The following is an 18,164-nucleotide window of genomic DNA, read 5'->3' as shown; positions in this document are numbered from 1 at the left end:
GTGCCCGTTGCCGTCACCGGAAGCATCGCGACCGATCACCTCATGCATTTCCCAGGGAGGTTCGCCGAGCAGCTCGTCGCGGAGCAGCTGCACCGGATCTCACTGAGCTTCCTCGTCGACGACCTGGTCGTCCGCCGGGGCGGTATCGGCGCCAACATAGCCTTCGGCATGGGCGTCCTGGGCTGTTCGCCGATCCTCGTGGGGGCCGTGGGCGACGACTTCGCCGACTACCGCTCCTGGCTTGAGCGCCACGGCGTCGACTGCTCCGGCGTGCGCGTCTCCGATGTCGCGCACACCGCGCGGTTCGTGTGCACCACCGACGACGACATGTGCCAGATCGCGTCGTTCTACGCGGGCGCGATGTCGGAGTCCCGGCTCATCGAGCTGTTCCCGGTCGCCGAGCGCGCGGGTGGCCTCGACCTGGTCCTGATCAGCCCGGACGACCCCGAGGGCATGCAGCGCCACGCCGAGGAGTGCCGCACCCGCGGCTACACCTTCGGCGTCGACCCGTCGCAGCAGACCGCGTGGATGAACGGCGAGCAGCTCAAGACCTTCATCGACGGCGCCGACTACCTGTTCACCAACGACTACGAGTGGGAACTGCTCCGGCAGAAGACCGGCTGGTCGGAGGCGGACATCATGTCCCGCGTCGGCATGCGCATCACCACCCTCGGCGAGAAGGGCGTGGAGATCGTCGGCTCGGACGGCTCCGTGCTCCACGTCAGCGCCGTGCCCGAGACCACCAAGGCCGACCCGACCGGTGTCGGCGACGGCTTCCGCGCCGGTTTCCTGGCCGGTCTGACCCAGGGGCTCAGCCTCGAACGGTCGGCCCAGCTCGGCTCCTTCATCGCGGTGCTGGTGCTGGAGACCGTCGGCCCCCAGGAGTGGATTTTCGACAAGGCCGAAGCCCTCACCCGCATCGGCGGCGCGTTCGGCCCCGAGGCCGCCGCCGAGATCGGCGCCGTGCTTCCGGGCTGACTGTGATCGGTCACCGCAGGTCAGAAGTCCTTACGGGCCGCTGACCAACCGTTCTTCACCGCCGGACCATCCGTCCCCGACTCTTGACGTGTCGGGGACGGAGTGGTTTGCCGGGACGACGCACAACTGGGACGCGGGCTTGCCGCTCGCGGTCCCACCCCGGCATCCCTCGTTTGGCGACCGGGGCGCCTGGTTGATCAGGCGGTGAGGACTCGCGGGCCGTCGTCGGTGATGGCGACCGTGTGTTCGGCGTGTGCGGCGCGGCTGCCGTCGGTGGTTTTCAGGGCCCAGCCATCGGCGGCGACGCGGTAGGTGTCCTTGCCGCCCGCGTGGAACATCGGTTCGATGGCCAGCACCATGCCCGCGCGCAGCGTCATGCCGCGGCCGGGGTCGCCGTCGTTGGGCACGCTCGGCGGCTCGTGCATCGCCCGGCCGATGCCGTGCCCGCCGAAGTCCTCCGGGATGCCGTAGCCAGCCGCGCGGCCAATGGCGCCGATGGCGTGGGCGATGTCGCCGAGCTTGCGGCCGGGCACGGCGACCCGGATCGCGGCTTGCAGCGCCTCGTTCGTGGTCCGGATGAGGTCGAGGTCGGCTGGATCGGCCTCGCCGACGACGAAGGAGACCGCGGCGTCACCGTGCCAGCCGTCGATGTTGGCGCCGAAATCGATGCTGACCAGGTCGCCGTCAACGAGCCTGCCCGCGTCGGGGATGCCGTGGACGACGACGTCGTTGACCGACGCGCAGATCACCGCGGGGAACGGCGTGGGCGCGAAGTGCGGGTGGTAGTTCAGGAACGACGACTTCGCGTCGTGCTCGGCCAGCACGCCCCGGGCGACTTCGTCGAGGTCCTGCAGTCGCACACCCACCGCCGCGGCCTCACGGACGGCGGCCAGCGCGGCGGCCACCACCTTCCCAGCGGCTCGCATGGCGTCCAGTTCCGCGGGGGTCTTCAGCTCGATCATGCGGATAACTATACCGGTATTACTATGACGGCATGGTGCGACCACCGCTGACCCCGTTCGAGCGTGACCGAGGCGAACTCCTGGGCCGGATTCTGCGCGACGCGCGCGCTGATCGCAGCATGGTGGAGGTCGCGGCCCAAGCGGGCATCTCGGTCGAGACGCTGCGCAAGATCGAGCGGGGGCGGGTTCCCACGCCCGCTTTCTTCACCGTGGCCGCGATCGCAGGCGCGGTGGGACTGTCCCTTGAGGACTTGATCGCGCAGACCGCGGTCGACCCAGGACGTATGAGCGCCTGACCTCGCTACCCGCCGAGAGCGGTTGAACACCGAGCCAGCAGAGCCCGGAGAGTCGCACGCTCCTTGGCCGTGAACTCATCGGCGAGCCGCTGCTCGACAGCGGAAGCCCGCTCATCGGCCTCCGCGAGTACCTTCGCGCCAGTCTCGGTCAACCGGGTCTCGAGCATGCTCTTGTGGAACGGGTGCGCGGTCCGCTCGATGAACCCGAGCGTCTGCAGGTTCTGCAGGATCGTCGTCATGGTCTGCGGCGTCACCCGGCAGCGCCGGGCCAGTTCCGCGGGAGAGATGCCGGGACTGTCCTCAAGGGACAGTAGGGCGGCGAACTGCGGGACGGTCAGGCCCGATGGCTTCACCGCGGCGTTCTTCGCGGTCATCAGGTCCGCCTCGACCCGCTTGAGGTCGGCGCCGAGTCGGTCCGCCAAGGGCATGCGCATGACGTGCATCGTACGAGTCGCGGTAGTTGAACGTATATTGACGAGTATCAGGGTTCTGATTAGTGTTCGTGCACGAACATAAAACCCGAAGGGAAACGCATGTCTCGTCGCACGATCGCCTGGTCGCTGGCTGCCGCCACGATGGTCGCCGCAGCCGTCACCGGCACCGCCGAAGCTGTCGGTTTACCCCGCTCGATCAGCGGAAACACCACGTCGCAACACCCCGAAGGGGTCGCCTGGGACCCGACCCGGCAGACGTTTCTCGTGTCCTCGATGCGGGAGGGCGGGATCTCGATCGTGGAACGGCATGGCGACCGCGCGGGCACTCGGCCGCTGGTCACCGAGCCGCGGATGGTCTCCACCTTCGGCGTGCACGTCGACGCCGCGCGCGGCCGGGTGCTCACCACCTACGCCGACCTCGGCGTGGCCGCCCGGTCGTCCCCGGAGACCGTCTACACCCACTCCGGCCTGGGCATCTTCGACCTCGCCACCGGCGCCACCCTGCACCTGGTGGACCTGGGGATCGGCCCCGGCAGGCACGGTGCGAACGACGTCGCCATCGACCGGGCGGGCAACGCCTACGTCACCGACCCGGCGTCGGACCGGGTCTTCCGGGTGACGCCGTCCGGGCAGGCCTCGGTTCTCGTCCAGGACCCGCGGCTGGGCAGCCCGAGCATCGGGCTCAACGGCATCGTGTGGCATCCGGCGGGTTATCTGCTCGCCGTCCGGTACGACACCGGGGCGCTGCTGCGGATTCCGCTGCACGATCCTCGTCGGATCAGCGAGGTTCAGCTGGACCGGCCGCTCGTCGGTGGGGACGGGATGGCTTTGCGGTCGGATGGAACGCTTGTGGTGGTCACCAACTCGTTGGGTGCGCCCGGTGTGGACGCGGTGACGTTGCTGGCCGGAGGGCTTTGGTTTTCGTCGGCTCGGGAGGTGCGGCGGGAGGTGTGGCCGATTGCGGCTCCGACGACAGTCGCTGTTACGCCGCAGGGGAGTTATGCGGTGTCTGGGCGGTTGCCTGAGCTGCTTTCAGGATCGATCTCTGACGAGTTCGATCTCCGGCGCTTCTAAGCCGGATTTGTCCACAGCCCTGTCGATCCATCCACAGGAATCCGGACGCTGACAACAAAACCCCCACCCACCGATAGACTGGCCAAGGGCAGCCCCCCAGTGGTGGGTGGGGGTTTGTTGTCGCGCGGGGGCGGTGCGCTAGATCTTCACCGGGTAGTGGGGCTCCGGGATGGCGGGGGCGATTCGTCGCTCGATGAAGATGCCGTGCCACAGCATGAAGACCAGCAGGGCCCAGATGCGGCGGCTGTGGTCGAGGGTGCCCGACTTGTGCTCCTCCAACAGGCGCAGCACGGCGTTCTTGTCGATCAGGGCATCAGTCTGCGACGTCATCACGATGTCGCGGGCCCAGTCGTACATCTCGTCGCGCAGCCACAGCCGGATCGGGACCGGGAAGCCGAGTTTGCGGCGGTTCAGCACGTGCGCCGGGACCACCTTGCGCAGGGCTTGGCGCAGGGCGAACTTGGTGGTCTCGCGGGTGATCTTCTGCTCCAGCGGGACCTCGGCGGCGATCTTGAACACCTCGGGGTCCAGGAACGGCACCCGCAGCTCGAGGCTGTTGGCCATGGTCATCTTGTCGGCCTTGACCAGGATGTCGCCGCGCAGCCACGTGTAGAGGTCGACGTGCTGCATGCGGGTCACCGGGTCCCAGCCCAGCGAGTCGCGGTACGGGCCCGCGGTGATGTCCTTGTGGCTCACCGCGGGGTTGAAGGTGCGCAGGACCTTCTCCAGCTGGTCGTCCCGGAAGATCCGCGCGTTGCCGTAGTAGCGCTCCTCCAGCGACAGCGCCCCGCGACGCAGGAGGTCTTTGCCTCGGGTGCCCTCGGGGATCTTGGTCGACACCTTGCCCATGACCCGCCGCAGGGCGCCCGGGACGCGTTCGAACGGTGCCAGGGAGATCGGTTCGCGGTAGATCGTGTAGCCGCCGAACAGCTCGTCGGCGCCTTCGCCGGACAGCACGACCTTGACGTGCTTGCGGGCCTCGCGGGCGATGAACCACAGCGGGACCAGCGCCGGGTCGGCCACCGGGTCGTCGAGGTACCAGACGATCAGCGGCAGCGCGTCCATCATCTCCTGCGCGGAGACCGTCTTGACGACGTGCCTGACCCCGATCGCCGCGGCCGACTCGGCGGCCACGTCGATCTCGGAGTAGCCCTGGCGCTCGAACCCGGTGGTGAAGGTGATCAGGTCCGGGTTGTGCTCGCGGGCCAGCGCGGCGATCGCGGTGGAGTCGATGCCGCCGGAGAGGAACGAGCCGACCGTCACGTCGGCGCGCATGTGCATGCGGACCGAGTCGCTCATCACGTCGGCGATGCGCGAGTACAGCGCCTCGGCGTGGGCCGGGCCGCCCACGGGCTTCGGGGTGAACCGGGGCGCCCAGTACCGCTTGGTCACCGGCTCCTCGCCGGGCGTGAGCGTGAACGAGGTGCCCGACTCGATGCGGTGGATCTTGGTGTGCAGCGTCGCGGGCTCCGGCACGTACTGCAGCGTCAGATAGTGCTGCAGCGCGCGGCGGTCGAGTTCCTGGTTGACGCCGATCAGGCCGGTCAGCTCCAGGATCGACTTCTTCTCACTGGAGAACGCCACACCGCCGGGACCCGCCGCGTAGAACAGCGGCTTGATGCCGAACGGGTCGCGGGCGCCGAAGAGCACCTGCTTCTGCCCGTCCCAGATGAGGAACGCGAACATGCCGCGCAGCCGGGTGACGGCCTCTTCGCCAAGGTAGTGGTAGGCGGCGACGATCGTCTCGGAGTCGCCGTCGGTGGTGAACCGGGCGCCGAAGCGCTGGGTCAGCTCCGCCCGCAGCTCCAGGTAGTTGTAGATCTCGCCGTTGAAGAGCAGCGTGTACCGCTCCGGCGACTCGGGCGGACCCCACGGAAGCGGTTGGTGGGAGTGCTCGATGTCGATCATCGAGAGCCGGTTGAAGCCGAAGACCGCCTCGCCCCCCGTCCACGTCCCGCTCTCATCGGGCCCACGGTGCCGTTGGCAGCGCATCGCGGCGCCGACAGCCGACCGCGCAGCCACGGCATCCATCTCAGAAGGACAAACCAGACCAAGCAGACCGCACACGCTTCTCGCGCACCTCTCGTATCGAGCCGGAGTATCGCGGGGGAGTGGTCAGTATGCCGGTGTCCGAATCGACTGCGCCGCGCGGAGTGTGACGGACATAGCGCTCACCCTCCGGGGGTGTGGCGTGGGTCGCTGGGCTAGGCTCCGCATTGCTCGACAGAGCGCTGTTCCTCCCTGCCCAGCGGGGTGGGAGCGGCCGAAATCGGGCATGGGTACGAGATCGCCTTCCCGCGCGGGTTCCCCGGAACCGGCGAGGATCGCAATAGGAGGAGTCGAGCAGTGGGCACACCCATGGCCTCCGGTGCGGACAAGCACCGGAACCGCACGTCGGTGACACGGCTGGCCAAGGTCGCCGGTCTCGCCGTGTTGGTCGTCCTCGCCGCCAGCGGCTGCTCCACCGAAGAGGTGCTGCGCTTCGGCTGGCCGGAGGGCGTCACCCCACAGGCGCACCGCATGCGCGACTTCTGGACCTGGTCGGTCATCGCCTCGCTCGTCATCGGCGTGCTGACCTGGGCGCTGATGTTGTGGCCGGTCATCGCCCACCGCAAGCGTGGGGACAAGCTGCCGCGGCAGTTCCAGTACAACCACGTGTTGGAGATCATCTACACCGCGATCCCCGTGGTCATCGTCGTCGTGCTGTTCTACTTCACCGCGACCACCCAGAACTACGTCCAGGCCGAGACCGACAAGCCGGACGTGACCGTCGACGTCGTCGCCTTCCAGTGGAACTGGGAGTTCGACCACAAGTCGTACGTCAACTCCAAGGGCGCGCTCGACGTCCCCGCGGCGCCGGGTGACTCGACGGTCCGCACCGTCGGCAGCTCGACGGAGATCCCGCTGTTGGTCCTGCCGATCAACAAAAAGATCCACTACAACCTGCGCGCGACCGACGTCATCCACTCGTTCTTCATCCCGGAGTTCCTGTTCAAGCGGGACGTCTTCCCGCACCCGGACAAGAACAACCAGGACTCGACGTTCCAGAACGAGATCGACCGGACCGGGTCGTTCGTCGGCCGCTGCGCCGAGCTGTGCGGCACGTACCACTCGGCGATGAACTTCGAGGTCCGGGCCGTCACACCGGAGCTGTTCGAGCAGTACATGGGGCTGCGCACCAAGGTGAACCCGAAGACCGGCAAGGGCTACACCACGGCCGAGGCGCTGGCTCAGATGAATTGCGGCGAGCTGTGCACGCCGCACGCGGTGACCACGACGCCGTTCAACACCGACCGCACCGCGCGCAAGGCCTCCGGCTGAGGCCGCGGACTTGACAGCGGAATCAACGGTCGACAGGTGAATGTGAGGACAGCATGAAGGTCGAAGCCAGGCTCTTCGACGTCACGACCATCTTCTTCTTTCTCTCCGCCGTGGTGTACGGCGTGTGGGCGAAGGAGCCGGTGGGAACGGTCGGCCTGATCCTGACCGGCGGCCTGTCGCTGATCATCGGTTCGTACTTCCACTTCGTGGCGCGCCGGATCACCCAGCGGCCTGAGGACAACCCCGACGCCGAGGTCAGCGACGGCGCGGGCGAGCTGGGCTTCTTCAGCCCGGGCAGCTACTGGCCGGTGGCCTTGGCCGCCTCGGCGGCGGTGACCGGTGTCGCGCTGGCGTTCTGGCAGATCTGGCTCCTCGTGATCGCGATCGTCCTTGTCCTGCTCACCATCGGCGGGCTGGTCTTCGAGTACCACACGAGGCCCGAGCACGACTGAGTCGCGCAAGTGCTTTAAACGCCGCCGAGACCTGGTCTCGGCGGCGTTTAACTTTTAACAGACCTTTGCTAATTCGCCGTATCTCCGCTGATCGGGTGAATCAGCGTGTGCTTATTCCCGCAATTCTCGAAGACGCCTTCTTGGTCGATACGCCTAACGCCGGAAACCTGGCACGATCGCGCTGACCTGTCCCTGCCCCGGGGAGAACCCCTCGGTGGCGGCCAGCAGAAGGAGCGTTCGTGAAACTAGCCCGTCGAATGGAGCGTCTCGGCACCGAGTCGGCGTTCGAGGTGCTCGCCAAGGCGAAGGCCTTGGAGAAGACCGGCCGCCAGATCATCCACATGGAGATCGGCGAGCCCGATTTCGACACCCCGGCGCACATTGAGAGCGCCGCTCAGGAAGCGCTGAGCAAAGGGCACACGCATTACGTGGCGGCGCCCGGAATTCCCGAACTGCGCACGTCGGTCGCCGATTTCCTCGACCGCACGGGCAGGCTCGCCACCACGCCGGACCGGGTGATCATCACGCCCGGCGCGAAGCCGATCATGTTCTTCGCGATCATGGCGTTGTGCGAGGAGGGCGACGAGGTCATCTACCCGGACCCCGGCTTCCCGATGTACGCCTCCATCACCTCGTTCGCCGGCGCCACCCCGGTGCCGATCCCGCTGCGCGAGTCCAACAACTTCACCATCGACCCCGACGAACTCGCGTCGCTGGTGACCGACCGGACCAAGCTGCTCATCCTCAACTCGCCGCACAACCCCTGCGGCAGCTCGCTCTCGCAGGAGCAGATCGAGGCCATCGCCAAGATCGCCATCGAGCGCGACCTGATCGTGCTCAGCGACGAGGTCTACTGGGCGCTGCAGTACGACGGCGAGCACCGCAGCGTACTGAGCGTGCCCGGCATGGCCGAGCGGACGATCCTGCTCGACGGCTGGTCGAAGACCTTCGCGATGACCGGCTGGCGGCTCGGCTTCGGTGTGTTCCCCGAGAAGCTGGTGGAGCCGATCAGCAGGCTCGTCATCAACTCGGTGTCGTGCACGTCGGCGTTCAGCCAGCACGCGGCCGTGGCCGCCCTTGACGGCCCCTGGGACGAGGTTGACAAGATGAAGGCCGCGTTCGCCGAGCGGGCCGAAATCATCGTCGACGGCCTCAACGCGATCCCGGGTGTCTCCTGCGTGCGGCCGGGCGGCGCATTCTACGCGTTCCCGAACATCACCGGCCTGGGCCGCTCCTCGGGCGAGCTGTCGGACCTGCTGCTCAACAAGGCGGGTGTCGCGGCGCTGCCGGGCACGGCGTTCGGCGCCTATGGTGAGGGCTATCTGCGGTTCTCCTACGCCAACTCGCCGGAGAACATCCGCGCCGCGCTCGCCGCCTTCGCCGAACTCGCCGGAGAGGTCGCCAATGGCTGACTCGGAGATCCTGCTCACCCGCAGGCTGGTCGACGAGGCCATGGCCGCCTTGGCAGGCACCTGCGATGTCGACCTGTACGAGGGTCCGCCGACGGCCATCCCGCGCTCGGAGCTGCTGCGCCGGGTCAAGGGCAAGGACGGGCTGCTGACCCTGCTCACGGAGAAGGTCGACGCCGAACTCCTCGACGCGGCGGGGCCCCAACTCAAGGTCGTGGCCAACTACGCGGTGGGTGTCGACAACATCGACATCCCCGAGTGCACCCGGCGGGGCATCCTGGTGACCAACACCCCGGATGTGCTGACCGAGGCCACCGCCGACCTGGCCTGGGCGCTGATCCTGTCCTGCGTGCGGCGGGTCGCCGAGGGCGACCGGTTCCTGCGGTCGCGCGAGGAGTGGATCTGGGACCCGCGGATGATGCTCGGCCAGGAACTCTACGGCCGCACCATCGGCATCGTCGGCTGCGGCCGCATCGGCCAGGCCACGGCCCGGCGGGCGCTCGGCTTCGGAATGCGGGTGATCTATCACAACTCCCGGCCGCTGCCCGCGGACATCGCGGGGGAGCTCAAGGCGGAGCTGCGCACGTTCGACCAGCTGGTGGCCGAGTCCGACGTGATCTCGGTGCACTGCCCGCTGACCCCGGCGACCCGGCACCTGTTCAACGCCGACGTCTTCGCCCGGATGAAGCCCTCGGCCGTGCTGGTCAATACGGCCCGTGGCCCGGTGGTGGACGAGAAGGCCCTGGCCGACGCGGTCCGCGCGGGCGAGATCTTCGGCGCCGGTCTCGACGTGTTCGAGCGTGAGCCGATCGTCGAGGAGTCGCTGCTCGACTTGGACGCGGTCACGATCGTGCCGCACCTGGGCAGCGCGACCGTGCAGACCAGGGCGGCGATGGGCCTGCTGGCGGTGGAGAACCTGCTGGATGGCCTAACAGGCGCTAGGCCGCGCGCGCTGCTCAACCCGGAAGCACTCGGTGACTAGGAGACAGAAGGTTTGACTACCCCGGAAGGCGGGCATTCCGGCTGGTGAGGAGGTACTAATCATGGCAACCCTGTTGTGGATTATCGCTGTGGTGCTCGTAATCGGTGGCATTGTCACCCTGATTCGTGGACAAATGCTCTACGGAGCGCTACTGATCGTGCTCGGCCTGCTCATCGGCCCCGGTGGCGTCAGCATCTTCACCTGACCCACTGCCTCTCGTAGGCACCTGACATAGCGAAGCCCGTGCGTGAATCACGCACGGGCTTCGCTATGTCAGCCTTCAGATCAGCCCGCGAGCTCCGTGGAACGCACGGTCCAGCGTTCGAGCAGGGTGCTCGCGGCGCCTGAGTCCAGGGCGAGCGTGGCCTGCCCGAGGGCGGCCTCCAGGTCGGCGTGCACGTCGGCGGACAGCCCGCGGAACGCCGCGATGGCACCCGCGGCGTTGAGGACCACGGCGTCGCGGACCGGGCCGGTCTTCCCGGCCACCAGGTCCCGGATCACCTGGGCGTTGTACGCGGCGTCGCCACCCCGCAGATCCCGCGGCTCGGCCGCCGGGACCCCCAGCTTCGCCGGGTCGATCCGGTCCTCCCGGACCTTGCCGCCGCTGACCACCCACACCGAGGTGGTGGTGGTCGTGGTGATCTCGTCGAGGTTGTCGTCGCCGCGTACGACCAGCACGCTCGCGCCGCGCCGGGCGAACACCTCGGCCACGATCGGCGCCATCCGGGCGTTCGCGCAGCCCACCAGGCCCGCGGTCGGCTGAGCCGGGTTCGTCAGCGGCCCCAGCACGTTGAACGCCGTGGGCACCCCCAGCTCGCGCCGGGTCGGGCCGGCGAACCGCAGGGCCGGGTGGAACGCGGGAGCGAAGCAGAACCCGATGCCGACCTCACGCACGCAGGTGGCGACGGCGTCGGGGGACAGCTCGATCGCCACCCCGAGCTCTTCGAGCACGTCGGCGGTCCCGCACTGCGACGACGCGGAGCGGTTGCCGTGCTTGGCCACCGGGACACCCGCCGCGGCGGTCAACAGGGCGCTCATCGTGGAGATGTTCACCGTGTGGGCCTGGTCGCCGCCGGTGCCGACCACGTCGACGGCGTTGCCCCCGACATGGACGAGCTTGGCGTGCGCCAGCATGCCCTCGGCCATGCCCGCGATCTCGGCGGCCGTCTCACCCTTGGCGCGCAGGCCGATCGCGAACCCGGCGATCTGCGACGGGGTCGCGCTGCCGGACATGATCTCGTTCATCGCCCAGGTGGTGTCCTCGGTGGCGAGGTCGACCCGGTCGATCAGCTGGTTGAGCAGACGGGGCCAGGTGCGGGCGGTCATGTCAACCACGCGCGACGGGAAGGCGCTTCGAGCGCAGCACGTCGGCGACCGTCTCGGCGGCGGTCAGCGGGTCGAGCGGGTGCACGACCACCGCGTCGGCCTGCGACCAGGTGGCCAGCCAGCGGTCGTCCTTGCGGCGCACCGCGATGACGATCGGCGGGCACTCGTCGATCTCGTTCTTGAGCTGGCGGCACAAACCGATGCCGCCGGTGGGCTGCGATTCCCCGTCGAGGATCGCGAGATTGATGTCACCGCCATCCATCTCCATCAGCACCTCGGCCACGGTGCCGACCTCGACATACGCGACGCGGCCGATATCCGCCGCCGGACGTCGGCCGATGGCTGTGACGATGGTCTCCCGGACCTCGGGGCGGTGGCTGAACACCAGGATCTTCAGTGGCTGCGTGCTCATGCGCTGGGGTCCTTCGCTAGGCCAGGTGCTGGTGGACACGATGTTATCGGTCTCACGTTCGGGCCTGGCCCAAGGCGTCCAACTGGGGCCCGACGTGCGGTTTTCCGCTCGAACGGCCGATGGTTCCCCGGTCGGGGGGCGTCTTCGCCCACGATCGTCAAGGTGTGACCGGGACGACGCGCGACCCGCCGTGGACCCGATACGGCATCGCGGTCACACGCACGACATAATGCGTCGCGTGACAACAGCAGCGCCCTCCATTGGTCAGCGTGTGCATTCGCTGAACCGGCCGAACATGGTCAGCGTCGGCACCATCGTGTGGCTGTCCAGCGAGCTCATGTTCTTCGCCGGCCTGTTCGCGATGTTCTTCACCGTCAAGGCGCAGAACGCGACCGGACACTGGCCCCCGCCCCTCGAGGCGGGCGGTGAGCCGATCCACTTGAACCTGCCCTTCGCGCTGCCGTTCACCATCATCCTGGTGGCGTCGTCGTTCACCTGTCAGCTCGGCGTGTTCGCCGCCGAGCGGGGCGACGTGTTCGGCCTGCGCCGGTGGTACATCCTGACGCTGATCATGGGTGCGGTCTTCGTCGGCGGTCAGGCCTACGAGTACTGGCAGCTCGTGCAGGAGGGTGTCACCATCCCCTCCGGCGGGTTCGGCACCGTGTTCTTCCTGACCACCGGGTTCCACGGCCTGCACGTCATCGGCGGTCTCGTCGCGTTCGTGTACCTGCTGATCAGGACGCGGCTGAGCAAGTTCACCCCGGCCCAGGCCACGTCGGCGATCGTGGTCTCGTACTACTGGCACTTCGTCGACATCGTGTGGATCGGACTGTTCGCGGTCATCTACCTGGTGCCGTGATGGCCGCCACCCACCACAGCTTCGCCGAGCCCGCACTGACAGCAAGGGTTGCCGCTTAAATGACCAAGAAACAACGGAGCCACAGCAAGGGCCGCAGGCGCATCGCGGGCCTGCTGGCGCTCGGCATGGCGCTGATGACGCTCGGCCTGCTGTACTCGGCGTTCGCGCCGCAGCCGCAGGTCGCACAGGCCCAGGGCGACCCGGCCGCGCTGCGCAAGGGCGAGCAGATCTACAACAACACCTGCATCAGCTGCCACGGCACGAACCTCGAGGGTGTGACCGACCGCGGTCCCAGCCTCATCGGCGTGGGCGAGGCGTCGGTGTACTTCCAGACCGCGACCGGGCGCATGCCCGCGACGAAGCAGGAAGCGCAGATCGAGCGCAAGCCCGCGAAGCTGACCCCGGAGGAGATCGACGCCCTCATGGCGTTCGTTCAGTCCAAGGGCGGCGGCACCCTGCTGCCCGAGGAGTCGGGCGAGAAGCTGGTCGGCGACAACCCGGCCCGCGGCGGCGAGCTGTTCCGGCTGAACTGCGCCTCGTGCCACAACTTCACCGGTCGCGGCGGAGCGCTGTCCTCCGGCAAGTTCGCGCCCAAGCTCGACGGTGTGAGCGAGACCGAGATGTACGCGGCGATGCTCGTCGGCCCGCAGAACATGCCGACGTTCTCCGACCGCCAGCTCAGCCCGGCTGAGAAGAAAGACATCATCGCCTACGTGAAGTCGGTGACCGACGGGAACAACAACCCCGGCGGCAACCCGATCGGCGGCCTTGGTCCGCAGTCCGAAGGCCTGATCGCGTTCATCGTGGGTATGGCGGCCCTGGTCGGCATCACCCTGTGGATTGGGGCGAAGTCATGAGTTCGAACACCCCCCAGGACCTGCCCAGCGACGAAGAGCTGGCCCAGATGTCCCGGGACGACCTGGTCAAGCTCGGCGCCAAGCTCGACGGTGTCGAACTGGTCGAATACCCCGACCCGTGGCCGGTCAAGGGCACCCGCGCGGAGAAGCGCGCCGAGCGCGCCGTCGCGCTGTGGTTCCTGATCGCGGCGCTTGCCGGTTTCGCGTTCACCGGTGTGTTCCTCTTCTGGCCGCACGCTTACGTGGCGCCGAACACCGAGGGCTACTTCGCCTACTCGCTGTTCACCCCGCTGCTCGGCGCCACCCTGGGCCTGTCGGTCCTGGCGGTCGGCATCGGCGCGCTGATGTACACGAAGAAGTTCATCCCGCACGAGGTCGCGGTCCAGCAGCGCAACGACGGCGGCTCCTCGGAGCTGGACAAGGCGACGATCCTCGCCGAGCTCGCCGACGCGGGTGCCCGCAGCACCATCGGCCGCCGTTCGCTGATCAAGCGCTCCGCCGGTCTCGGCGCGGGTGCGATGGGCCTCGGCATCGGCGTGTTCGCCCTCGGCGGCCTGGTCCGCGACCCGTGGGCGCAGACCGAGTCCAAGGACTCGCTGTGGCACACCGGCTGGATGCACGAGAAGCCGGGCGAGAAGGTCTTCCTGCGCCGCGCCACCGGCCACGCGCACGAGGTCTCCCTGGTCCGTCCCGAAGACCTGTCCGCGGGCTCGATGGAAACGGTGTTCCCGTTCCGCGAGTCGGAGCGCGAGGACCACCACGCGCTGTCCAAGGCGCTCAAGCGCTCGGACAACCCGGTCATGCTGATCCGCCTGCGCTCCGAGGACGGCCGCAAGGTCGTCAAGCACCAGGGCCAGGAAGACTTCAACTACGGCGACTACTACGCGTACACGAAGATCTGCAGCCACCTCGGCTGCCCGACGTCGCTGTACGAGGACGCCACCAACCGCATCCTGTGCCCGTGTCACCAGTCGCAGTTCGACGCGCTGGCCTACGGCAAGCCCATCTTCGGCCCGGCGACTCGCAAGCTGGCCCAGTTGCCCATCGCGGTCGATGAGGAGACGGGCTACTTTATTGCCAGGAGCGATTTCATCGAGCCGGTCGGGCCCGCATTCTGGGAGCGGAAGTCATGAGCGCAATCACAACTCCCACCAAGGCCAACTCCGCCGCATCGCGTGCCGCGGGGGGTGCTGCCAAGTGGGCGGATGACCGCTATCACCTGGCCAAGGGCATGCGCCACCAGATGAACAAGGTCTTCCCGACGCACTGGTCGTTCCTGCTCGGGGAGATCGCGCTCTACAGCTTCATCGTGCTGCTGCTCTCGGGCACCTACCTGGCGCTGTTCTTCGACCCCTCCATGCAGGAGGTCGTCTACCAGGGTTCGTTCGTCAACCTGCGTGGCCTGGAGATGTCGCGGGCCTACGAGTCGACGCTGATCATCACCTTCGACGTGCGCGGCGGCCTGTTCGCCCGGCAGGTCCACCACTGGGCGGCCCTGCTGTTCATGGCGGCGATCGTCTGCCACATGTTCCGCGTGTTCTTCACCGGCGCCTTCCGGCGCCCGCGTGAGGTCAACTGGGTCATCGGCGTGCTGCTGTTCCTGCTCGGCGCGTTCGAGGGCTTCGCGGGCTACTCGCTCCCCGACGACCTGCTTTCCGGCGCGGGCCTGCGGATCATGTCCGGCCTGCTGCTGTCGCTGCCGGTCGTCGGCACCTGGGTGCACTGGCTGCTCTTCGGCAGCGAGTTCCCCGGCGAGGACATCGTGCCGCGCCTCTACACGGTCCACATCCTGCTGCTGCCGGGCATCCTGCTCGCGCTCATCGGCATCCACCTCGCGCTGGTCTGGTACCAGAAGCACACCCAGTTCCCGGGCGTGCGGCGCAAGGAGACCAACGTCGTCGGTGTCCGGATCATGCCGGTGTTCGCGGTCAAGGGCGGCGCGTTCATGGCCGTCGTCGTCGGCGTCACCGCGGCCCTGGGTGGCCTGTTCCAGATCAACCCGATTTGGAACTTCGGACCGTTCAACGCGGCGCACATCTCCGCGGGCACGGTGCCCGACTGGTACATGGGCTGGACCGACGGGTTGATCCGACTCTGGCCCGCCTGGGAGATCTACCTCGGGGACTACACGATCCCGGCGGCGTTCTTCCCGTTCCAGTTGGGTCTGCCGCTGCTCGGCGGCATCGCGGCGGCCTACCCGTGGATCGAGCGCTGGTTCACCAAGGACTACGCGCACCACAACCTGCTGCAGCGTCCGCGTGACGTTCCCGTCCGCACCAGCCTCGGCATGATGGCGATCACCTACTTCATGGTGTCGCTGCTGTCGGCGGCGAACGACGTGCTGGCCGAGAAGTTCTTCATCTCGCTCAACGCGACGACGTGGATTGGCCGGATCGGTCTGCTCGTGCTGCCGCCGCTGGCGTACTTCATCACCTACCGCATCTGCCTGGGCCTGCAGCGCTCGGACCGCGAGGTGCTGGAGCACGGTGTCGAGACCGGCATCATCAAGCGCCTGCCGCACGGCGAGTTCATCGAGATCCACCAGCCGCTCGGCCCGGTGGACGACCACGGCCACCCGATCCCGCTGGAGTACCAGGGCGCGGCGGTGCCGAAGAAGATGAACAAGCTCGGCTCGGCGGGTGCGCCGGTCGCCGGTTCCTGGCTCACGCCGGACCCGGTCGAGGAGACCACGGCACTGGCCCGGGCCCGCGCGGCCCAGCACAACGGCCACACCGAGATCGAGGCGACCAAGGCCGAAGAGCCGAAGAGTCACTAGGCACCAAGTCAGTCGAGTAGGGGCGGCACCCGGTTCAGGGGTGCCGCCCCTTTTCATTTCCTGGGATGGTCGGAGGCGGCGCACGGTAGCCTGCCGCGGTGCTGGGGTCGCGTAGGGAATGGCTGCGGTGGGTCGCGAGCGGAATCGCGGTGTCGGCCGTACTGTCCTGTGCACCCGCCCGATCAAGCACCCCGGAGACACTGCCCGTGACGAGCCACGTGCAGGCGGCGCACGCCGCGTGCCCTATGCCCGAATCCGGTTTCGACTGTGAGTTCCAGGGCCGCTTCGCCGCCGTCGAGACCTACCTGGCGGGCAGGCCGGGAACGGCCGGGATCGTCGTGCGCGACCGCGCCACCGGTGCGCTGTGGAGCAACGGGCACGCCGAAGACCTGACGTGGACCGCGTCCACGATCAAACTCGCGATGGTGGTCGACCTGTTTGTGCGCGAGCGGGAGCGCAAGATCCTGCTGTCCGACACCGACCGGCGCGCGATCGACGCGATGCTGCACACCTCGGACGACGAATCGGCGACCACGCTGTGGTCGAAGTACGGCGGGCACGACCACCTGGCGTTCAACAACGCCTTCCCCGCTTTCGGGATGACGTCGCTGAAGCCGCAGCCGGGGTTCGGGAAGGTGTTCCCGTACTGGGGCTTCCAGAAGTGCACGGCGGCCGACCTGGAACGTCTCATCAGGTATGTGCTGACCGATCTGCCCGCGGCCGAACGCACCGCGATCGTCGACCGGATGCGCGACGTGGGGCCGAACCAGCGGTGGGGCGTGTGGGCCGCGGGCACGGCCGCCCGGCCAGGGGTGAAGGCGGGCTGGTCCGACGAGGACGGCGGCTCGGTGATGAACAGCGTCGGCTTCGTCGGGCCCGAGGAGCGCTACACGGTGGCGATCATGAACAACCTCGCGGGCCGCGGCGGCCAGGAAGATGGCCGGACAACGGTCAGCGAGGTCGCCAGGATCCTCTTCGACGGGCGGTTCTAGCCCGCGTCTCTAGTGCTGTGTCTCTAGCCCTCGTCGACTCCGATGTCGAACGCGGCGTCGGTGTCGCGCCTGGAGTACGAGCGGAAGGCGATGTGGGTGTCGGTGTCGAGGACACCGTCGACCTTGCTGATCTCGTCAGGAATCAGCTGCGCCAACTCCTCGTGCTGCGCGACCCGGACGATGGCGACCAGATCGACGTCACCGGCGCACGAGTACACCTCGGCGACACCCTCGATGTCCGCGATCGCCTGAGCGGTCTCGGGAATGCTGTCCGTCGCTGCCCGGATCAACACGATCGCGGTGATCATCTGACGCTCCCTTGTCGGTTCTCGTGAGCCTAGCCGCCGAAGACATTAGGCTCTCGACGGCGACCGTACGACAGGGGAGAGAGACGTGCAGACTCCGGACGAGTGGCTGGCGGACTTCGAGCGGAAAGTGGCCGACCTGCAGCAGAAGGCGACCGAGTTCAAAACGAACGTCGAGGCCGCCGGAGCGACTGAACGGTCCGAGTCGGTATCGGTGACGGTGGCGGCTTCCGGGGCCCTTTTGGACCTCAAGTTGGAGGACTCGGCTCTGCGTAAGTCAGCTTCGGAGCTGGCCTCGGAAATCCTTGCGTTGACCCGGCAGGCTCGGCAGAGCGCGGCGGTGGGGGTGGCTGCGGCCTTCCAGCCGCTTGGTGGGGATTCGGCGGTCGTGCAAAGGATTCCGGTGCCGGAGCCCGTCGAAGCGGAGAGCACCGCACCCAAGCGGCCTGTCGTTCGGGACGATGACGACTTCGGCGATGAGACCGTGGTGCTCCGCGACGCGGACAAGTGGTGATGGCACGTCTTGGCGGGTGGGTGCCCTGTTTGGGTGGTTCGCCTTGATTCGGGGACCCCGGAGAAGGACCTGCGCGGGTAAAGCGGGCAGGGTGAAGAAACTGCCCCGCGCCGCGAAAGTTTAGGTCCTTCTCTCCCGAATCAAGGCGAACCACCCCAAACAGGCCGTTGCTTTGGGCCCCTTGCGTTTCTCGGGTGCTAGCCGACCACAACCGG

The 18,164-nt window shown here is 67.8% G+C and carries 20 protein-coding genes; 14 read left to right on the top strand and 6 right to left on the bottom strand.

Annotated elements, in window-relative coordinates; translation table 11 throughout:
- Nucleotides 1–42: 42 nt before the first annotated feature.
- Nucleotides 43–978 carry a carbohydrate kinase family protein gene (locus ACUZ2Y_RS10625; RefSeq protein ID WP_476331713.1) on the top strand — a complete coding sequence of 312 codons (936 nt, stop codon included), beginning with the start codon at nucleotides 43–45 and terminating at the stop codon, nucleotides 976–978.
- A 197-nt stretch (nucleotides 979–1,175) separates the two neighbouring features.
- Here ACUZ2Y_RS10625 and map read toward each other — a convergent pair whose 3' ends face one another.
- Nucleotides 1,176–1,940, bottom strand: coding sequence for a type I methionyl aminopeptidase (gene map / locus ACUZ2Y_RS10620; RefSeq protein ID WP_476329341.1), 765 nt, complete (start codon nucleotides 1,938–1,940; stop codon nucleotides 1,176–1,178).
- Between the two features lie 32 nt (nucleotides 1,941–1,972).
- Between map and ACUZ2Y_RS10615 the strand changes: the two genes are divergently transcribed.
- Nucleotides 1,973–2,236 (top strand): helix-turn-helix domain-containing protein, encoded by a 264-nt coding sequence (locus ACUZ2Y_RS10615; RefSeq protein ID WP_476329339.1) that lies wholly within the window; start codon nucleotides 1,973–1,975, stop codon nucleotides 2,234–2,236.
- Between the two features lie 5 nt (nucleotides 2,237–2,241).
- Here the strand turns inward: ACUZ2Y_RS10615 and ACUZ2Y_RS10610 are convergent, their stop codons facing one another.
- A complete protein-coding gene (locus tag ACUZ2Y_RS10610) occupies nucleotides 2,242–2,670 on the bottom strand; it encodes a MarR family winged helix-turn-helix transcriptional regulator (RefSeq protein ID WP_476329337.1) in 429 nt (142 codons plus the stop codon).
- A 99-nt stretch (nucleotides 2,671–2,769) separates the two neighbouring features.
- On the opposite strand from ACUZ2Y_RS10610, the gene ACUZ2Y_RS10605 reads away from it, so the two are divergent.
- A complete protein-coding gene (locus ACUZ2Y_RS10605; RefSeq protein WP_476329335.1) occupies nucleotides 2,770–3,744 on the top strand; it encodes a hypothetical protein in 975 nt (324 codons plus the stop codon).
- 138 nt (nucleotides 3,745–3,882) lie between these two features.
- Here the strand turns inward: ACUZ2Y_RS10605 and asnB are convergent, their stop codons facing one another.
- Nucleotides 3,883–5,811 carry an asparagine synthase (glutamine-hydrolyzing) gene (gene asnB / locus ACUZ2Y_RS10600; RefSeq protein WP_476329333.1) on the bottom strand — a complete coding sequence of 643 codons (1,929 nt, stop codon included), beginning with the start codon at nucleotides 5,809–5,811 and terminating at the stop codon, nucleotides 3,883–3,885.
- Between the two features lie 291 nt (nucleotides 5,812–6,102).
- Between asnB and ctaC the strand changes: the two genes are divergently transcribed.
- From ctaC to ACUZ2Y_RS10575, 5 genes are all read left to right on the top strand, one after another.
- Nucleotides 6,103–7,065 carry an aa3-type cytochrome oxidase subunit II gene (gene ctaC, locus ACUZ2Y_RS10595; RefSeq protein ID WP_476331710.1) on the top strand — a complete coding sequence of 321 codons (963 nt, stop codon included), beginning with the start codon at nucleotides 6,103–6,105 and terminating at the stop codon, nucleotides 7,063–7,065.
- A 53-nt stretch (nucleotides 7,066–7,118) separates the two neighbouring features.
- Nucleotides 7,119–7,517 carry a cytochrome c oxidase subunit 4 gene (locus tag ACUZ2Y_RS10590; protein ID WP_091371753.1) on the top strand — a complete coding sequence of 133 codons (399 nt, stop codon included), beginning with the start codon at nucleotides 7,119–7,121 and terminating at the stop codon, nucleotides 7,515–7,517.
- A 239-nt stretch (nucleotides 7,518–7,756) separates the two neighbouring features.
- Nucleotides 7,757–8,929: a pyridoxal phosphate-dependent aminotransferase gene (locus ACUZ2Y_RS10585; RefSeq protein ID WP_476329330.1), complete on the top strand. Its 1,173-nt coding sequence runs from the start codon at nucleotides 7,757–7,759 to the stop codon at nucleotides 8,927–8,929.
- Nucleotides 8,922–9,908, top strand: a complete 987-nt coding sequence (locus ACUZ2Y_RS10580; protein ID WP_476329328.1) for a 2-hydroxyacid dehydrogenase — start codon at nucleotides 8,922–8,924, stop codon at nucleotides 9,906–9,908. Before ACUZ2Y_RS10585 ends, ACUZ2Y_RS10580 begins: the two co-directional genes overlap by 8 nt.
- A gap of 61 nt (nucleotides 9,909–9,969) precedes the next feature.
- Complete coding sequence (locus ACUZ2Y_RS10575; RefSeq protein ID WP_166658046.1) at nucleotides 9,970–10,113, top strand: GPGG-motif small membrane protein; 144 nt, start codon at nucleotides 9,970–9,972, stop codon at nucleotides 10,111–10,113.
- Nucleotides 10,114–10,193: 80 nt separating this feature from the next.
- On the opposite strand, the gene trpD is transcribed toward ACUZ2Y_RS10575, so the two are convergent.
- Both trpD and ACUZ2Y_RS10565 read right to left on the bottom strand, forming a co-directional pair.
- Nucleotides 10,194–11,234, bottom strand: coding sequence for an anthranilate phosphoribosyltransferase (trpD, locus tag ACUZ2Y_RS10570; protein ID WP_476329326.1), 1,041 nt, complete (start codon nucleotides 11,232–11,234; stop codon nucleotides 10,194–10,196).
- Between the two features lies 1 nt (nucleotide 11,235).
- Nucleotides 11,236–11,646 carry a hypothetical protein gene (locus ACUZ2Y_RS10565; RefSeq protein WP_476329324.1) on the bottom strand — a complete coding sequence of 137 codons (411 nt, stop codon included), beginning with the start codon at nucleotides 11,644–11,646 and terminating at the stop codon, nucleotides 11,236–11,238.
- Between the two features lie 229 nt (nucleotides 11,647–11,875).
- Between ACUZ2Y_RS10565 and ctaE the strand changes: the two genes are divergently transcribed.
- From ctaE to ACUZ2Y_RS10540, 5 genes are all read left to right on the top strand, one after another.
- On the top strand, nucleotides 11,876–12,505 hold the full coding sequence (gene ctaE, locus ACUZ2Y_RS10560; RefSeq protein ID WP_476329322.1) for an aa3-type cytochrome oxidase subunit III: 630 nt from the start codon (nucleotides 11,876–11,878) through the stop codon (nucleotides 12,503–12,505).
- Nucleotides 12,506–12,564: 59 nt separating this feature from the next.
- Nucleotides 12,565–13,362, top strand: a complete 798-nt coding sequence (qcrC, locus tag ACUZ2Y_RS10555; protein ID WP_476329320.1) for a cytochrome bc1 complex diheme cytochrome c subunit — start codon at nucleotides 12,565–12,567, stop codon at nucleotides 13,360–13,362.
- Nucleotides 13,359–14,495, top strand: coding sequence for a cytochrome bc1 complex Rieske iron-sulfur subunit (gene qcrA / locus ACUZ2Y_RS10550; protein ID WP_476329318.1), 1,137 nt, complete (start codon nucleotides 13,359–13,361; stop codon nucleotides 14,493–14,495). Before qcrC ends, qcrA begins: the two co-directional genes overlap by 4 nt.
- On the top strand, nucleotides 14,492–16,138 hold the full coding sequence (gene qcrB, locus ACUZ2Y_RS10545) for a cytochrome bc1 complex cytochrome b subunit (RefSeq protein WP_476329316.1): 1,647 nt from the start codon (nucleotides 14,492–14,494) through the stop codon (nucleotides 16,136–16,138). The genes qcrA and qcrB overlap by 4 nt, the downstream gene beginning before the upstream one ends.
- A gap of 206 nt (nucleotides 16,139–16,344) precedes the next feature.
- The gene (locus tag ACUZ2Y_RS10540; RefSeq protein ID WP_476329314.1) at nucleotides 16,345–17,130 is read left to right on the top strand and encodes a serine hydrolase; all 786 of its coding nucleotides are present in this window, start codon (nucleotides 16,345–16,347) and stop codon (nucleotides 17,128–17,130) included.
- Nucleotides 17,131–17,153: 23 nt separating this feature from the next.
- On the opposite strand, the gene ACUZ2Y_RS10535 is transcribed toward ACUZ2Y_RS10540, so the two are convergent.
- A complete protein-coding gene (locus ACUZ2Y_RS10535; protein ID WP_476329312.1) occupies nucleotides 17,154–17,438 on the bottom strand; it encodes an Lrp/AsnC family transcriptional regulator in 285 nt (94 codons plus the stop codon).
- Nucleotides 17,439–17,565: 127 nt separating this feature from the next.
- On the opposite strand from ACUZ2Y_RS10535, the gene ACUZ2Y_RS10530 reads away from it, so the two are divergent.
- Nucleotides 17,566–17,949: a YbaB/EbfC family nucleoid-associated protein gene (locus ACUZ2Y_RS10530; protein ID WP_476329311.1), complete on the top strand. Its 384-nt coding sequence runs from the start codon at nucleotides 17,566–17,568 to the stop codon at nucleotides 17,947–17,949.
- Nucleotides 17,950–18,164 lie beyond the last annotated feature (215 nt).

It is taken from the genome of Actinokineospora sp. UV203, assembly GCF_056323665.1.
This window is presented reverse-complemented; position numbering and strand designations above follow the sequence as displayed.

What these genes read in the sequence shown, in the direction of transcription:
- ACUZ2Y_RS10625 (WP_476331713.1), top strand. Translation starts at nt 43, where the DNA reads ATGCATTTCCCAGGGAGGTTCGCCGAGCAGCTCGTCGCGGAGCAGCTG.
- map (WP_476329341.1), bottom strand. Translation starts at nt 1,940, where the DNA reads ATGATCGAGCTGAAGACCCCCGCGGAACTGGACGCCATGCGAGCCGCT.
- ACUZ2Y_RS10615 (WP_476329339.1), top strand. Translation starts at nt 1,973, where the DNA reads ATGGTGCGACCACCGCTGACCCCGTTCGAGCGTGACCGAGGCGAACTC.
- ACUZ2Y_RS10610 (WP_476329337.1), bottom strand. Translation starts at nt 2,670, where the DNA reads ATGCGCATGCCCTTGGCGGACCGACTCGGCGCCGACCTCAAGCGGGTC.
- ACUZ2Y_RS10605 (WP_476329335.1), top strand. Translation starts at nt 2,770, where the DNA reads ATGTCTCGTCGCACGATCGCCTGGTCGCTGGCTGCCGCCACGATGGTC.
- ctaC (WP_476331710.1), top strand. Translation starts at nt 6,103, where the DNA reads ATGGCCTCCGGTGCGGACAAGCACCGGAACCGCACGTCGGTGACACGG.
- ACUZ2Y_RS10590 (WP_091371753.1), top strand. Translation starts at nt 7,119, where the DNA reads ATGAAGGTCGAAGCCAGGCTCTTCGACGTCACGACCATCTTCTTCTTT.
- ACUZ2Y_RS10580 (WP_476329328.1), top strand. Translation starts at nt 8,922, where the DNA reads ATGGCTGACTCGGAGATCCTGCTCACCCGCAGGCTGGTCGACGAGGCC.
- ACUZ2Y_RS10575 (WP_166658046.1), top strand. Translation starts at nt 9,970, where the DNA reads ATGGCAACCCTGTTGTGGATTATCGCTGTGGTGCTCGTAATCGGTGGC.
- trpD (WP_476329326.1), bottom strand. Translation starts at nt 11,234, where the DNA reads ATGACCGCCCGCACCTGGCCCCGTCTGCTCAACCAGCTGATCGACCGG.
- ACUZ2Y_RS10565 (WP_476329324.1), bottom strand. Translation starts at nt 11,646, where the DNA reads ATGAGCACGCAGCCACTGAAGATCCTGGTGTTCAGCCACCGCCCCGAG.
- ctaE (WP_476329322.1), top strand. Translation starts at nt 11,876, where the DNA reads ATGCGTCGCGTGACAACAGCAGCGCCCTCCATTGGTCAGCGTGTGCAT.
- qcrC (WP_476329320.1), top strand. Translation starts at nt 12,565, where the DNA reads ATGACCAAGAAACAACGGAGCCACAGCAAGGGCCGCAGGCGCATCGCG.
- qcrA (WP_476329318.1), top strand. Translation starts at nt 13,359, where the DNA reads ATGAGTTCGAACACCCCCCAGGACCTGCCCAGCGACGAAGAGCTGGCC.
- qcrB (WP_476329316.1), top strand. Translation starts at nt 14,492, where the DNA reads ATGAGCGCAATCACAACTCCCACCAAGGCCAACTCCGCCGCATCGCGT.
- ACUZ2Y_RS10535 (WP_476329312.1), bottom strand. Translation starts at nt 17,438, where the DNA reads ATGATCACCGCGATCGTGTTGATCCGGGCAGCGACGGACAGCATTCCC.